The following is a 13,667-nucleotide window of genomic DNA, read 5'->3' on the forward strand; positions in this document are numbered from 1 at the left end:
ACCCGCAGCTCTCGATGTGCAGTGAGCTGCGGGTCGAGTCCACCGGGTTATGATTCTCCACAACGGGATTTAGGCTGTCGTTAAAGAGGTCTTTTCCTCAGAGAGGTTATGTCACCGGACACTAGGCTCTGTACGAAATCCCGAGAAACCCAATAGGCGCCCTTCGGAAGCTGAAATTCTGTAGGGTTCCCGGCCATCTACGGAAAGGAATTCTGTGATGGCAAAGCGTTACGAACTCTCGGACGAGGCCTGGTATGTGGTCTCTGATCTCTTCATCGAAACTCATGGCCGAGGGCGGCCACGCCTGAGCGACCGCCTGATGCTCGATGGCGTGCTCTGGGTACTCTGCTCGGGCGCTGCGTGGCGAGACATGCCGGAGCGCTTCGGCCCATGGTCAACGGTGTATCAACGGTTTCGCGGCTGGCGAAACCAGGGGACGTTCGATCAGATGCTCAAGCGCTTACACCTGAGATTGAATGAGCAAGGCTTGATCGATCTTCAGACCTGGATGATCGACTCAACCGCAGTACGTGCAACCCGAGCCTCATCCGGCGCTCGGAAAAAGGGGGCCTAACGAACCCGCCGATCACGCTCTAGGCCGCAGTCGCGGTGGCCTGACAACCAAAATCCACATGCTCTGCGACGCCAACGGGACACCGTTGCGCTTCCTTCTCTCTGGCGGTCAAGCCAGTGACATCAGCTACGCGCAACCACTGCTGGACGACGTCAGCATTCCATCGAGCCAACGTGGTCGCCCGCGTAAGCGCTGCAAATGGTTGCTCGCCGATAAGGGCTACGACGCCGAAGCGCTGCGCCGTTACTGCGACCAGTACCGAATTCAACCCGTCATCCCGATGCGCTCAATGAAGCGCAAACCCAAGCCTGGCCTACCCAGACTGTTTGATCGGCCCAAATACCGACAGCGCAACATCATCGAGCGCATGTTTGGCTGGCTGAAAGAGAATCGCCGCATCGTGACACGCTTCGACAAGCTCGCGAAAAGCTATGCCGCCATGGTCTCACTGGCTTGTTCCATGCGGTGTTTGCGACATCTCTTTTCGTACAGAGCCTAGCAGGACTTCTGCTCATCACGCGCAGCCTTCGATACCTGTGTCTGCCGCTCGTATCCGGGGATCGGCAACCAGCGTCGAAACCCGGCCCCCCCTTTTCCCGTCAGAGGACACCAGGAAAAATCCCAAGGTGCCGGTGGGAAATCCTCTATTTCAGGGTCAACGCCAGCGATAGAACGAGGCGCTACTTTCCAGTCAAATACCCTCATCGGCGAGCCTTGCCAAGCCAACACCAGTCCTCGTGCTTGGCTATCGTCAGTATTTATCCACCGGGCCGCTGCCGCAGTCATGAAGGCATCAATGTATTCTTCGTGGGTGTGCGCCCGATAGGTCGAGGTGAGTAACCAACGGCAGACACTCAGGTAGTAAGTCCAGTCCAGCGACGGATGATTGCGGTACGCCCAAGTCATAAAACTGCGAAATATGTTCAAGCCGTCTGGTGGATCTAGCTTGAGCAATCCCGGACACACATCGAACAACGTATGCCAGTAAGGCAGCAATCTGGCATCCAGTTGAACAAAGCTGCGTGCGTTGCAGGGATAGTCTGGAAACGGCAATAGGAAGTCGCCACGACTGTTTATGCGCGACGTTTTGCTAACCAGCCGCGAAACGCCTGAAGGAATAACTACAGAGCGCATACCAGCCTCCATGCCGTCGCCGCTTGCGATTTATTGAATGCAGGAAAACTGAAAATCAGACCTTCGGGAGCACTGGATCTGCAACCGGAGTTATTAATAACGCGAGACATACTGCCTTCTCACTATGGCTTAACATTCTCAGATCCGGCCATTAACGTTAGACATGCTGGCCACCGTTAACGTGAATTTCTGCGCCGTTTACATAAGAAGCGCCACCGGTGCAAAGGAAGTAGACGAGCGAGGCAACTTCTTCAGGTTTTCCCAGCCGGTTCATCGGCACTAGCCGTTCAACGATTTCCGCAGTGCCTGCGGACAGTATTGAGGTTTCGATTTCTCCAGGTGCGATAGAGTTGACCCTTACGCCATGTCGGCCAAAATCAAAGGCCATTTCTCGAGTCAGGGCGGAGAGCGCAGCTTTGGATGTGGAATAAGCGACACCTGCGAACGGGTGCACCTTGGATCCTGCAATAGAGGTGACGTTGATGATGCTGCCTTTTGCAGCTTTCAATTCATCAAACAGCCCCCGCGCAAGGAGGGCCGTAGAAAACAGATTGACGTTGAAGACCTTGATCCAGGTTGCATAGTCGGACTCCAGAACACCAAGTCGTGTCCCCTCAGGCCCCTTAGGCGAAACTCCTGCATTGTTTACCAATGCATCCAAGCGTCCGCCCAATTTTTCCCTAATGGCCGCCAGGCTGTCACTGACGCTATCAATATCTTCGAGATCCAGATGAATGTGGTTGAGTAAGCCCTCGGCCCATGGACATTCAGCGCCCCAGTCCTGGCGAGACGCGGTAAAAATCCTCCACCCAGCGGCTTGAAAGTGTTTGACGGTAGCATGGCCTATGCCACGACTGGCACCGGTCAATAACAATGTCTTTTCGCCCATATATGTATTTACCTATTAGAAAGTTCCGCTTTGTTTTTAAGCGGTCTAGGTTAAAACGTCACGATCTTCAATGCGTTACTTTTTGGCAGGGCGTCATGAGTGGCCATAACTCTCATAGCTGCTTTTAGTCGCTGCAAGTATCGGGTGGTCCGCTGGGATCCCAACCACTTTTTGGCCTCTCGTTTCCTTGCGTTGAAGCGTCTGAGCGGTGATGAGCGTCCTTTCCTGGATGAGGATGGGTCAATCTTACCGTTCGAATGTCGACTCTACGTCTGACCGCCGGAGGCGGAAACGACTTTTTTCCCTCATTATCGGTCACGGAATGGCCCACTTCCGGCGGCACCAAACTGCAGGCTTCTTCCGTCAAAAATGCTGCTTCGGGGAGTTGGGCCCTAGCCCAGAATCGTAATTTCGGGAACAGCGGCGCATATCTGCTTAGCCATGCAGCTTGGCTTCGGCGGACGCATACGAACTAACCTCACAGCTCTGTTGCAGTCTCCCCGAGGCTCCTCGTTTGGTCATTATTCGCGCTCCAGGGGCTCTCGACAGGCTTGCATTCCATAGGCTTATTTCGTAACACTTAATTTGCGTAGCTGCCTCCTCAGGCGTCGGTACGCGCTAATATCTACCAATCCAAGGAGCGATGAATGCGTGTGCGTCCAGCGATAATGGGTGATTCTGAGGGCATGAGTAGAATCGCAAAGGCTACCTTTTCACTGGCGTGCCCAGCAGATACTCCAGCAGAAGAACTGGAGCGCTACATCAGCGAAAATCTGACCGCGCACTGTTTTCAAATCGCGCTGGATACGCCAAGCCAAAAGCTACGAGTGTTGGAGAAAGCCGGAGATATCGTGGGTTTCAGTTTGGTCGACTACAAACCAGATCGATTAAACATCCCACTTGCGGATGGCATCCCTGAGCTGAAGCGATGCTATGTCGATTCAAAACACCATGGGACCGGTGCCGCACAACTACTCTTGACTGCGACTCTTACTGGTATTTCAGATCGTATCCGGCTCACGGTGAATGATCAGAATGCCCGCGCAATAGGCTTCTACCAACGTAATGGATTTTTGACAGTTGGAGAAACCACTTTTCAATGTGGCGATGATATCCATCGAGACTTGGTGATGGTACGTGAACTGTAGGGCCGCGTTTTTTGCGTATGCGTTCCAGGTAAACAGATTGCGCGACTCCTGCAGTCAGGCGATCGGTGCCGAGTACCGCCGGACGCTCACAGTGAAGGTCAAATTGAATGCCAACACGTAGTCAACTGGAGTGCAATCTTACGACAGGTCGGCACACACTAATTAGGTAAGGTGTGTTGAGCGGACGCTTAATGCAGTTAGGCTCTGGCCGGGAAGTCTCCGTTGGGTTTTAAGCATAAAAAGCGGGTCAACTTGACCCGCTTTTTATGAGCAATTCAAAGCCGTCCAGGCTGCGTGATCACCGCTTACGGTCATTGGAGGCAATGCTAGTGTGGGCTCGGTCCCACCCACCACCGAGGGCTCTAATCAGGTTCACCGTTGCAATGGCCTGAGTGCCCGTCAGACGGCTCAGCTGGAGTTCCGTTTGCAAGACCTGGCGTTGAGCATCGATGACTTCCAGGTAGTTAATTTGCCCCTCTTCATACTGCGTTTTAGAAAGTCGCTCTGTCCGTACTGATGCTGCAACAGCTTCGCTTTGATTACCTTTCTGATCCTCAAGCAACCTCAAATCTGCCAGGCTGTCCTCTACCTCTCTAAACGCCACCAATACCTGCTCCCGATACTTCGCAAGCTGCTCATCGTATCGAGCCCTTGCAGAGGCAAGATCTGCTTTCCTCCGACCACCATCAAATATCGGTAACGTCAGCGCCGTTCCCGCTAAGGGCCCTAGCAGGAAAGACCGCGTCGACCAGTCGAACAGATTCCCCAGCGATGACGACTCGAAGCCGGCGGCGGCGTTTATGTTAAGCCGCGGGAAAAAAGCTGATTTCGCCAATCCGATTTGTGCGTTAGCCGCGGCCATAGCTCTCTCGGCGGCAGCAATATCTGGACGGCGTTCCAGTAGGGCTGATGGCAATACGACGGGCACCTCGGTCGCGATGGGCTCTATAGGTGAGTCAGGGAAGTCGAAGTCGGCAGGCGGCTTACCCAATAACACGGCAAGACTATGTTCTGACGTCGCGCGTAGCCGTGCGATCCCTACCGAGTCCGCCCTCGCGGTAGATAATTCGTTGCGTGCTCGCGAGAGGTCAAGTTCGCTTACGTCACCTTCTTTGAATCGACCCTCCACTAATTTCAGGGTGTCTTCACGCAGGGTGACCGTGCGACGAAATAGTCGAAGTTGATTGTCGTACTCACGCAGCTCGAAATAATTTTTAGCCACATCAGCTTGGAGGGCTAAAAGCACAGAACGATACAGTGCCTCGTTCTGTGCTTGGTTAGCGATCGCGATGCTCACTTGTGAATCCACCTTCCCAAACAGGTCTGCCTCGTAAGAGGCTGTCGCCTGCGCCCGCCAAAGAGTCTGCGTGGACCCACTCGCATCGTCAGACAACAATTGTGAGGCAGGAGACCGGCGTTCACGCGTAGGACCAAATCCCGCATCTAGGGAGGGAAACCATCCCGCTCGGGCTGATTGGGTCAAGGCTCTTGATTGCTGGACTCGTGCGGCAGCCGCCTTCAGATTCTGATTAGCCTGCGCGGCATCCCGCTCCAAGTCGTTCAGCACCGGATCGCCAAAGACGAGCCACCATTCCCCACGATGCTCGGCATCGGCCGGTTCAGCGTTTTTCCAGGCGCTATCCTTGGGCAACGATGCTTGCTTCTGTTCAGCCGAAGCTTCCTTGAACACCTGCGGAGTCGAGACGTGGGGGCGGTTGTATGTCGGCGCCACAGAGCATGCGCATAGAACGGATAGCAGCGCGGAGGAAACTAGCAGTCTAAAAATAGACTTTTCGGGTAAATGGATCATTCGTTTGGCTCCGATCATGCATCCAATGCTTGCGTTGTCAGGTGAGGCGCGTCCTTTTGAGCCACGTGTACTTTGCCACCTGCCAGCGTACGCAGGACCACGTAGAAGACAGGTGTCAGTGCGAGACCGAACAGGGTCACGCCCAACATGCCGAAAAACACCGAGATCCCCATGGCCTGGCGCATTTCTGAGCCCGCCCCAGTAGAAAACACGAGCGGAACAACGCCCATGATGAAAGCGATCGAAGTCATGAGAATCGGCCGGAGACGCAAGCGGCTTGCTTCAATGGCCGCCTTCAGTGCTGTGTACCCGTCATGCTCCAGTTCTCTGGCGAACTCGACTATCAAGATGGCGTTTTTGGAAGCCAATGCGACCAATACCATCAATCCGATCTGGGTAAAGATGTTGTTGTCTCCATTCGTGAGCCACACCCCCGTGAGTGCGCACAAGACGCTCATGGGAACAATAAGGATTACCGCCAAAGGAAGCGTCAAACTTTCATACAGTGCGGCCAGTACGAGGAATACGAGCAGGACGCTGACAGGGAAGACCCACATACCCGCATTACCTGCCAATACCTTTTGATAGGCCAGCTCAGTCCATTCGAATTTCACGCCCTGAGGCAACACCTCGGCTGCAATGCGCTCTGCTGCGGCTTGGGCCTGACCAGACGAATAGCCCGGCGCGGGGCTGCCGTTAATATCCGCCGCGGTGTAGCCGTTGTACCGAACCACCATGTCCGGTCCGTAGGTTGGGGTGATACGCACCAGAGACGATAGGGGCACCATTTCTCCCCGGACGTTTTTGGTTTTCAGTTGAAGGATGTCATCTGCTCGCTGACGAAACGGTGCATCCGCCTGCACTCGCACCTGATAGACGCGGCCAAAACTATTGAAGTCGTTCACATATAAAGAGCCAAGGTATACCTGCATGGTCTTGAATACATCGGTAACAGAAACGCCCAGCTGCTTGGCTTTCACACGGTCTAGCTCGACATTCAGCTGCGGGAAGTTGATCTGATAGTTTGTCAGAGACCCACCAAGCTCGGGGGTCACTGCAGCCTTGGCCATGAAGGCTTGAGCGGCATTGTTGAGCGCCTCGTACCCGAGGCTACCTTGGTCTTCCAGCTGCATTTTGAAGCCGCCTAGCGTGCCAAGCCCGAGTATTGGAGGCGGTGGAAAGGCTGCGACATAGGCTCCTTTGATACTGGCGAACTTTTGGTTAAGGGATGCGACGATGGCCGCCGCGGACTCATCTTTCGATGTTCGCTCGCTGAGCGGCTTGAGCGGGACAAAGACAATTCCTGCGCTAGAACTGTTCATGAAGCCGTTAACGGACATGCCAGGGAAGCCGACGGCGTGAGCGGCGCCTGGCTGCTTCATGACAATTTCGCTCATCTGGCGAATCACCTCTTCCGTGCGGTCAAGAGAGGCGCCATTGGGAAGCTGGGCGATCGTGACCAAGTACTCCTTGTCCTGCATGGGAATAAACCCGGCAGGCACAACGTTACCCATGACCACCGTGAGCCCCAAGAGAACCGCATAAACAACCAGCATGCTGCCCTTGCGCTTAAGGACGCCCGCTACGCCTTTCGAGTATCGCTCCGAGCCACGATTAAACACCTTGTTGAAGGCTCGAAAAAAACCGCCCAGTAGCTTATTCATCACCCGCGTCAACGCGTCTTGTTTAGCGTCGTGGCTGCGCAAAAGCAGTGCGCTGAGCGCTGGAGAGAGCGTGAGCGAGTTGAAAGCAGAGATCACCGTAGAGATCGCAATGGTCATCGCGAACTGCTTGTAGAACTGGCCCGTGAGTCCGCTCATAAACGCCAATGGTACAAATACAGCAACCAACGTGAGTGCGATAGCGATGATCGGGCCGCTGACCTCTTGCATGGCTTTATATGTGGCGTCCCTAGGGGTCAGTCCACTGGCTATGTTCCTCTCCACGTTTTCAACCACAACGATGGCATCGTCCACGACGATACCAATGGCTAACACCATTCCGAAAAGCGACAGGGCATTGATCGAGAACCCGAAGGCCAGCAATAGCGCAAAGGTACCGATGATGGATACCGGTACAGCGATCAGAGGGATGATCGCTGTACGCCATGATTGGAGGAACACAATGACGACCACGACCACCAGTGCAATGGCTTCGAGCAGGGTTTCGATAACCGCCTTAATGCTCGACTTCACGAAGCGAGTGGGGTCGTAGATCAGCCTGTAATCCAGGCCTGGGGGGAAATCAGCGCTGAGATCTTTTAGTGCAGCGCGGACTTGATCAGAGATCTCCAGGGCGTTAGCGCCGGGCAACTGGTAGATGGCGAGGGAGACGGCGGGGTTGTTGTCAAGCAGCGCACGCAATCCGTATTCAGCCGCTGAGAGTTCGACTCTGGCGACATCCCGCAGATGGGTAACTGCGCCATTCGGGCTCGTTTTGAGAACTATCTCGCGGAACTCGTCGACGGTCTTCAAGCGACCCTGGGCATTGATTGTCAGCTGTACCGCGGTACCCGGCGAAGAAGGCGCAGCACCCACGGCACCGGCAGCAACCTGAATGTTCTGTTCTTGAATGGAAGTGACAATCTCCGACGCGGTGAGATTACGCTGTGCCACCTTCTGCGGATCGAGCCAAACACGCATTGCGTAGTCACCTGCGCCCCACATATCGACACGACCAACGCCAGGTATCCGCTCAAAGCGTGTTTTGACGTTTCGTACGCCGTAGTTCCTCAAATAGGTCGTGTCGTACCGACCATTCGGCGACATCAGGTGCAAAAAAAGCACCAATGAAGAAGAACTTTTGAGCGTAGTAACACCCAACCGTTGAACATCTTCGGGCAGCCGGGGCAACGCTTGGTTGACTCGATTCTGAACCAACTGGGTGGCCAAATCTGGATCCGTTCCTAACGCGAACGTTACGGTGATAGTCAGGTTGCCGTCACTATTCGCCTGAGACTGCATGTACAGCATATTCTCAACGCCATTGATTTTTTCCTCGAGCGGCGCCGCGACTGTCTCGGCAATGACTTTTGGGTTCGCTCCGGGATACTGCGCGCTGATTGTGACCGAGGGTGGAACGACTTCTGGATATTCAGAAATAGGTAATTTGAAAATTGCTATCAACCCTGCTAGCAGGACCACCACAGATAGTACGCCCGCAAATATCGGACGATCAATGAAGAACTTTGATATATTCATTAATGACTCTTTAAGTGAGGCAGCCACTTACTCTCAGCGCTGATTGGATATTTAAAAAGGACGCTTAATTACAAAGACCATCTTAATCGATGCGCAAAACCGTAAATCATACATACCGAAAAGAATTCACTATTTGATAGCGTCTTGTTAGTGCTATCGTGGTAAATTATCTCCTAGCCTGAGCATCACTTTGAGAAATTAGCTTTCCTAAAACCTTGTCCCCTGGGCGGACTCGCTGAACGCCACCTACAACAACCCTTTCGCCCTCTTCAAGCCCCGAGGTGATAACGCGATCATTGCCTTGAAGATTCCCCAGCGTTACCGGGCGATAAGCAATATGGTCATCTTTGCCTACGACCAAGACAAATCGTTTGTCTTGATCGGTACCAATTGCCGCGTCATCAATAAGAAGGGCCGCATATGGTTCACTGCCCCCCACTTTCACCCGAGCATATAGACCCGGGACCAAGGTGCCATCGGCATTGTCGAATTGTGCACGCATGCGGATAGTACCAGAGGTAGTGTCGAGTTCATTGTCTACGGATTGGATGACTCCCCGGCGCGAATACCCTGTCTCATCTGCCAACCCTAGATCGACTGGAACGTTACCTTTATTGCCGAGCCTGCTGATGAACTTCAAATAAGTCTGCTCATCAGCATTGAATTCTGCATAAATAGGGTTCACAGAGACGAGCATCGTTAAAGGCCCTGAGCCTGCCCCGGCATTTACGATGTTTCCAAGTGTTATTTCTGCCCGCGATACGCGACCAGAAATTGGAGCTGTAATCTGAGTATGACCGAGATCAATTTTAGCTGCATCCAGCGCGGCTTCAGCAGTTTTAAGATTGGCACTGGCTTCCAATGCTGCGTTGTTTTTTTCATCGTAGTCACGTTTTGCGATTGCATTTTCGGTAATTAGGCGCTTTGCCCTTTCCCAGTCGCTTTTCGTGTACGCGGCTCGAGCCTGAGCTGCTGCAACCTGCCCCTTAGCTCGTTCGACTTGTGCTTGGTAAGGTCGTGGATCGATGACGAATAGAGTATCCCCTTTTTTAACCAATTGGCCGTCACGTATGTTGACGTCCGTTATGGTTCCTGCCACCAGCGGCCTAACCTCAACTCTTTCCACCGCTGCTAAGCGGCCAGAATAAATTTGCCAGTCGGTAACGGTTTCTCTTTTAACTACCGCGACATCTACCTCTTGAATTGGGAGCGCCCCCTCCTGGGCTACAGCTTTCTCTGAGTTATCGGCCACACCAAAGGCAATGACTCCGAAAATAAAAAGTATACCTGTCGAATAAACTGCCAGCCTAGCGTGGGGTTTGGAATTAGTGCTCATAATTACTCCGAAGCTAATCCTGTACTAGCTTGACTGTTGTGTTAACGCCAAATATCAATGGCTAATTCGCATGAAATATGAAATGGCGCTACTTGGGAACTAAGGTTTGTTCCTGCAGCAACACCACAACTTTCTACAGTGCATGGCATGCGTGAAAAATTAGGTCATCGAACTGTTTTCATTCTCTAGAGCGCGTTCACCACTGGCGATTTTTGCTCTGCGGTCGGCACGCATCCACCTTAAGGTAATAACCGCGGACACAGCGATTAGCGGGAAGATAATATTATTCATGCCCTTCCAGCCAAGTAATTGCAACATGGGACCCGCGGCCAAAGTGGAAAATGCTGTGAACGTATATTGAATAAACTCTGCCACTCCTTGCACCCTGGCCTTTTCGGAGGGGTGGTAGGAGGAAGTCAATAAGGTTGTGCCACCAACAAACATAAAATTCCACCCGACGCCTAAAAAAAGAAGCGCGACATAGAACGCGGTCAAACTATCCGAAAACTGCGCAATCAATCCGCAAGATGCAATTAGTGCCATCCCCAGAAATAAAACCAACGGCAATCCGAATAGGGTAATCAGACGCCCAGCGAATAATGACGGCGCGTACATACCCACTAAGTGCCATTGAATAATGCTGGCACCATCACTTATAGAGTGATTGCTGGCGACAGCGGCCAGCGGTGTGGCGGTCATAATGAACATCATCACCACGCCACCAATAATGTTATTCGAGAGTGCCGCGAGTGAAATAGGCTGCCTGAATATAATTAGTAATTTGCGTGATAACTGTGCGTGGTCGTGCAGTTCCAATGGTTCTGGAAATGCATCTTGGTAACCCAGCCAAAGTAATGCCGCAGAAGTAAGACCCAGCAGGCATACCATCAAGTACGAGCCGGCGAATAGGGCTGAGAACAAATTCGCGCTCCAACCCGCCAACAAAGGCCCAATAAAAGCAGCAATCACTCCGCCCGCAAGAACCAACGAAATCGCGCGTGCTTTGCGGTTGTCAGGTTCCGAATCTGTTGCCGCCAATCGGTAATACTGGGCGAATGCTTGGAAAACACCCACGGCGGCTGTCCCAATGCAAAATAGCCAGAAAGCGTTCACGAACACTGCCCATACGGAAATCAATCCGCCTATCGCGCCGGTGAGGGCACCTAGCACAAACCCACGCCGTCTACCTACCTTTTGCATCAGGGTAGAGGCGAAGTATGTCGCAGTGGCACCTGCTACGGTGATCAGTGCAAAGGGCAGAGTCGCAAGCGATTTATCGGGTGCAAGTTGATATCCCGTCAAACCAGTCAAAGTGAGATCGATAGCGATCGCTGCCGTGAACAAACCCTGAGCTATTGCCAGTACCGCCACATTCGATCGGCTTGTCGACTCTCCTGACGCTGAACTGTCTACCGAGAACTGTGATGTGCTCATTGTAACCGCCTCCAGTCATGCAGGTTTGAGCTGTCTGCCCTTACAACCATGGCGACTCTCCTGTTGAGAAACTGGAGCATTCTCTACGTCACGAATGGCGGGAGAAAGGACTTAGTTCCCTCCTTTTTGGTCGTCAGGCTGCATTGGGAGCAGGTGTCAAGAACCAGGAAGACTGAGAGCGAAGCAGGACTGAAAAGCGATAAGGACCTATGACGTTTTTTGAGGGGTTTATGCCCTTTTCGCCATAAGATTTTTAGAGGATCATTAGGGCCACCAGTACGAAAATTAGCCAATAGGACGCTGGCAGGGAAAAGTAATCCGAGCAGGATCTATGATTTTTTAAGAAGGTAATTCCATGCGTGATATCGCTTTCCTGGTCTTTCCCGAATTTCAGATTCTGGATCTTAGTGGTCCGCTAGCGGCGTTTGAGATCGCTAACGAGATTGGGGTAACAGATCCCTACCGCTGTTCGGTGGTTTCGTTGTCGGGCGGTCCTGTAATGAGTTCATCAGGCCTAGAAGTAAGGAGTCAGAAGATCAGATCTAGCCCTTACGATACGTTGATAGTGGTCGGCGGTAAGGCTTTATCCAAACCCTATGACCTTCCCCTGGTGTCGGACTACCTAGCTAATGCGGCCGCGAAAGGTACTAGGCGGGTTGCGAGTGTTTGCACTGGGGCTTTTCTACTGGCTTCGACAGGCCTTTTAGACGGTCGCAGGGCTACTACGCACTGGAAGCAGACCGCGCGATTGCAACGCGATTTTCCGAAGGTGCGGGTACAGCCCAATCATATATTTACAAAGGATGGTGGCTTCTGGACGTCTGCTGGAATCTCCGCGGGAATTGATCTGGCCCTGGCCATGATTGAGGAGGACCTGGGAAATGCTGTTTCCCATGAGGTCGCCCGCGCCATGGTCGTTTATCACCGTCGGCCAGGAGGGCAGTCACAATTTTCGGCCATGGCCGATATGGAGCCGACGACGGATCGCATGAGGGAGGTGCTTTCCTACATGCGAGAGCATCTAAACGAACAGCTATCAACAGAGCATTTGGCATCAATTGCTTGCCTCAGCTTGCGTCAATTCGGTCGAGCCTTTCTCTTGGAAACGGGGGAAACACCGGCTAAAGCAGTTGAGCGTTTGCGTGTCGAGGCCGCGAGGCTGCGCGTTGAACGTGGAGCGGAACCGATCGAACTGATAGCACACTCGGTTGGCTTCAAGGATCCGGAGCGGATGCGCAGAGCCTTCATCAGAGTTATTGGACACCCCCCTCAAAGCATCAGACGGCTGGCCGCACAGAAAGGTGTTAGCGCTTATGAGGTTAAGGTTGAGGCTGAAGTATCTTAACTGCCCCCATCAGAACCACCGAGCGAGCATTGATATGCTAATGAATCGATAGTTTCAACGATAAGACACCACTAGGAGAACGGGCCTGACCATGACGAGTGTTTTAACAGGGCAACGCCGGCCACGTTCTCATATTCGCTGATCACATTTAGCGAGTAGACTCCGTGTGAAACTAGAGCAATTTTTTACCTTAGCTATATCCGTGCATATAGAATAAAAGTTTTTGACTTATCTCAGGCGCCCTCTATCTGTTTGCGATCCATTACAGATTAGCGCGCTCAAGCCCTCAACATCGATCTAGAAGGAGATCTTGCATCTGAGGGGCAAAATTTATTCGATGCGGCTTCGTCGCTTGCTTAGGCGTACCGTTGAAATATCTTAGAGATTATTTTCCACTGACCATCGATCTTGAGCAGCGAAAGAAAGTCGTGGAAGCTCGCGCCCAAGATGTCATTCTCCATGTCCACTCGGACAACTGCGGCTGTGGGTGCGATAGCCAAGATATCCATCCGACTGCGGGTATTCGGTGAGGCACCCAATGCTTTGAAAAAACTCGCAAATACCGGAACAGCTGGACCTTGAAGTAGCTCATCACCAGTATAGCCCCACATTATCGAGTCTTCGTGGAAGGCTTTCTCAATTCCAGCGATGTCCCCAGAGCGATAACCGTCAATATAAGCTTGAACCGCCTGAATTACATCGTCGTATTCAGTCGTGCTGACTGGTTTTATATGCGAAGTCATGTTGAACCCTCGTAGCTGCCTAGCGAAATGAGCGAGTTTATGGGCCTCGCAGAG

At 52.7% G+C, this 13,667-nt stretch carries 10 protein-coding genes; 3 read left to right on the forward strand and 7 right to left on the reverse strand.

The window, feature by feature from the left end; translation table 11 throughout:
• The first annotated feature begins 217 nt into the window (after positions 1–217).
• Positions 218–1,073 (forward strand): IS5 family transposase gene (locus N5C91_RS30505; RefSeq protein WP_279834149.1). Its coding sequence is split into 2 segments (ribosomal slippage): positions 218–556 and positions 558–1,073, totalling 855 coding nucleotides; the frame shifts between segments, so codons are not numbered across the junction.
• Here the strand turns inward: N5C91_RS30505 and N5C91_RS30510 are convergent.
• Positions 1,070–1,708 carry a putative natural product biosynthesis protein gene (locus tag N5C91_RS30510; protein WP_279834151.1) on the reverse strand — a complete coding sequence of 213 codons (639 nt, stop codon included), beginning with the start codon at positions 1,706–1,708 and terminating at the stop codon, positions 1,070–1,072. The genes N5C91_RS30505 and N5C91_RS30510 overlap by 4 nt on opposite strands.
• A 157-nt stretch (positions 1,709–1,865) precedes the next feature.
• Positions 1,866–2,597: an SDR family NAD(P)-dependent oxidoreductase gene (locus tag N5C91_RS30515; RefSeq protein ID WP_279834153.1), complete on the reverse strand. Its 732-nt coding sequence runs from the start codon at positions 2,595–2,597 to the stop codon at positions 1,866–1,868.
• 647 nt (positions 2,598–3,244) lie between these two features.
• Between N5C91_RS30515 and N5C91_RS30520 the strand changes: the two genes are divergently transcribed.
• Positions 3,245–3,745, forward strand: coding sequence for an N-acetyltransferase (locus N5C91_RS30520; RefSeq protein WP_279834155.1), 501 nt, complete (start codon positions 3,245–3,247; stop codon positions 3,743–3,745).
• A 298-nt stretch (positions 3,746–4,043) separates the two neighbouring features.
• Here the strand turns inward: N5C91_RS30520 and N5C91_RS30525 are convergent, their stop codons facing one another.
• From N5C91_RS30525 to N5C91_RS30540, 4 genes are all read right to left on the reverse strand, one after another.
• Positions 4,044–5,573 carry an efflux transporter outer membrane subunit gene (locus N5C91_RS30525; RefSeq protein WP_279834156.1) on the reverse strand — a complete coding sequence of 510 codons (1,530 nt, stop codon included), beginning with the start codon at positions 5,571–5,573 and terminating at the stop codon, positions 4,044–4,046.
• The gene (locus N5C91_RS30530; RefSeq protein WP_112899197.1) at positions 5,570–8,755 is read right to left on the reverse strand and encodes a multidrug efflux RND transporter permease subunit; all 3,186 of its coding nucleotides are present in this window, start codon (positions 8,753–8,755) and stop codon (positions 5,570–5,572) included. The genes N5C91_RS30525 and N5C91_RS30530 overlap by 4 nt, the downstream gene beginning before the upstream one ends.
• A gap of 166 nt (positions 8,756–8,921) precedes the next feature.
• A complete protein-coding gene (locus N5C91_RS30535; protein WP_279834157.1) occupies positions 8,922–10,091 on the reverse strand; it encodes an efflux RND transporter periplasmic adaptor subunit in 1,170 nt (389 codons plus the stop codon).
• Between the two features lie 159 nt (positions 10,092–10,250).
• Complete coding sequence (locus N5C91_RS30540) at positions 10,251–11,525, reverse strand: MFS transporter (RefSeq protein WP_279834158.1); 1,275 nt, start codon at positions 11,523–11,525, stop codon at positions 10,251–10,253.
• Positions 11,526–11,880: 355 nt separating this feature from the next.
• Here N5C91_RS30540 and N5C91_RS30545 point away from each other — a divergent pair, with 355 nt between their 5' ends.
• Entirely contained in the window at positions 11,881–12,870 is a 990-nt protein-coding gene (locus N5C91_RS30545; RefSeq protein ID WP_279834160.1) for a GlxA family transcriptional regulator, read from the forward strand.
• A gap of 356 nt (positions 12,871–13,226) precedes the next feature.
• Here N5C91_RS30545 and N5C91_RS30550 read toward each other — a convergent pair whose 3' ends face one another.
• Positions 13,227–13,613: a nuclear transport factor 2 family protein gene (locus N5C91_RS30550; protein WP_279834162.1), complete on the reverse strand. Its 387-nt coding sequence runs from the start codon at positions 13,611–13,613 to the stop codon at positions 13,227–13,229.
• Positions 13,614–13,667 lie beyond the last annotated feature (54 nt).

This window comes from Pseudomonas sp. GD03903, assembly GCF_029840045.1.
Classification (GTDB): domain Bacteria; phylum Pseudomonadota; class Gammaproteobacteria; order Pseudomonadales; family Pseudomonadaceae; genus Pseudomonas; species Pseudomonas pseudonitroreducens.

What these genes read in the sequence shown, in the direction of transcription:
- N5C91_RS30510 (WP_279834151.1), bottom strand. Translation starts at nt 1,708, where the DNA reads ATGCGCTCTGTAGTTATTCCTTCAGGCGTTTCGCGGCTGGTTAGCAAA.
- N5C91_RS30515 (WP_279834153.1), bottom strand. Translation starts at nt 2,597, where the DNA reads ATGGGCGAAAAGACATTGTTATTGACCGGTGCCAGTCGTGGCATAGGC.
- N5C91_RS30520 (WP_279834155.1), top strand. Translation starts at nt 3,245, where the DNA reads ATGCGTGTGCGTCCAGCGATAATGGGTGATTCTGAGGGCATGAGTAGA.
- N5C91_RS30525 (WP_279834156.1), bottom strand. Translation starts at nt 5,573, where the DNA reads ATGATCGGAGCCAAACGAATGATCCATTTACCCGAAAAGTCTATTTTT.
- N5C91_RS30530 (WP_112899197.1), bottom strand. Translation starts at nt 8,755, where the DNA reads ATGAATATATCAAAGTTCTTCATTGATCGTCCGATATTTGCGGGCGTA.
- N5C91_RS30535 (WP_279834157.1), bottom strand. Translation starts at nt 10,091, where the DNA reads ATGAGCACTAATTCCAAACCCCACGCTAGGCTGGCAGTTTATTCGACA.
- N5C91_RS30540 (WP_279834158.1), bottom strand. Translation starts at nt 11,525, where the DNA reads ATGAGCACATCACAGTTCTCGGTAGACAGTTCAGCGTCAGGAGAGTCG.
- N5C91_RS30545 (WP_279834160.1), top strand. Translation starts at nt 11,881, where the DNA reads ATGCGTGATATCGCTTTCCTGGTCTTTCCCGAATTTCAGATTCTGGAT.
- N5C91_RS30550 (WP_279834162.1), bottom strand. Translation starts at nt 13,613, where the DNA reads ATGACTTCGCATATAAAACCAGTCAGCACGACTGAATACGACGATGTA.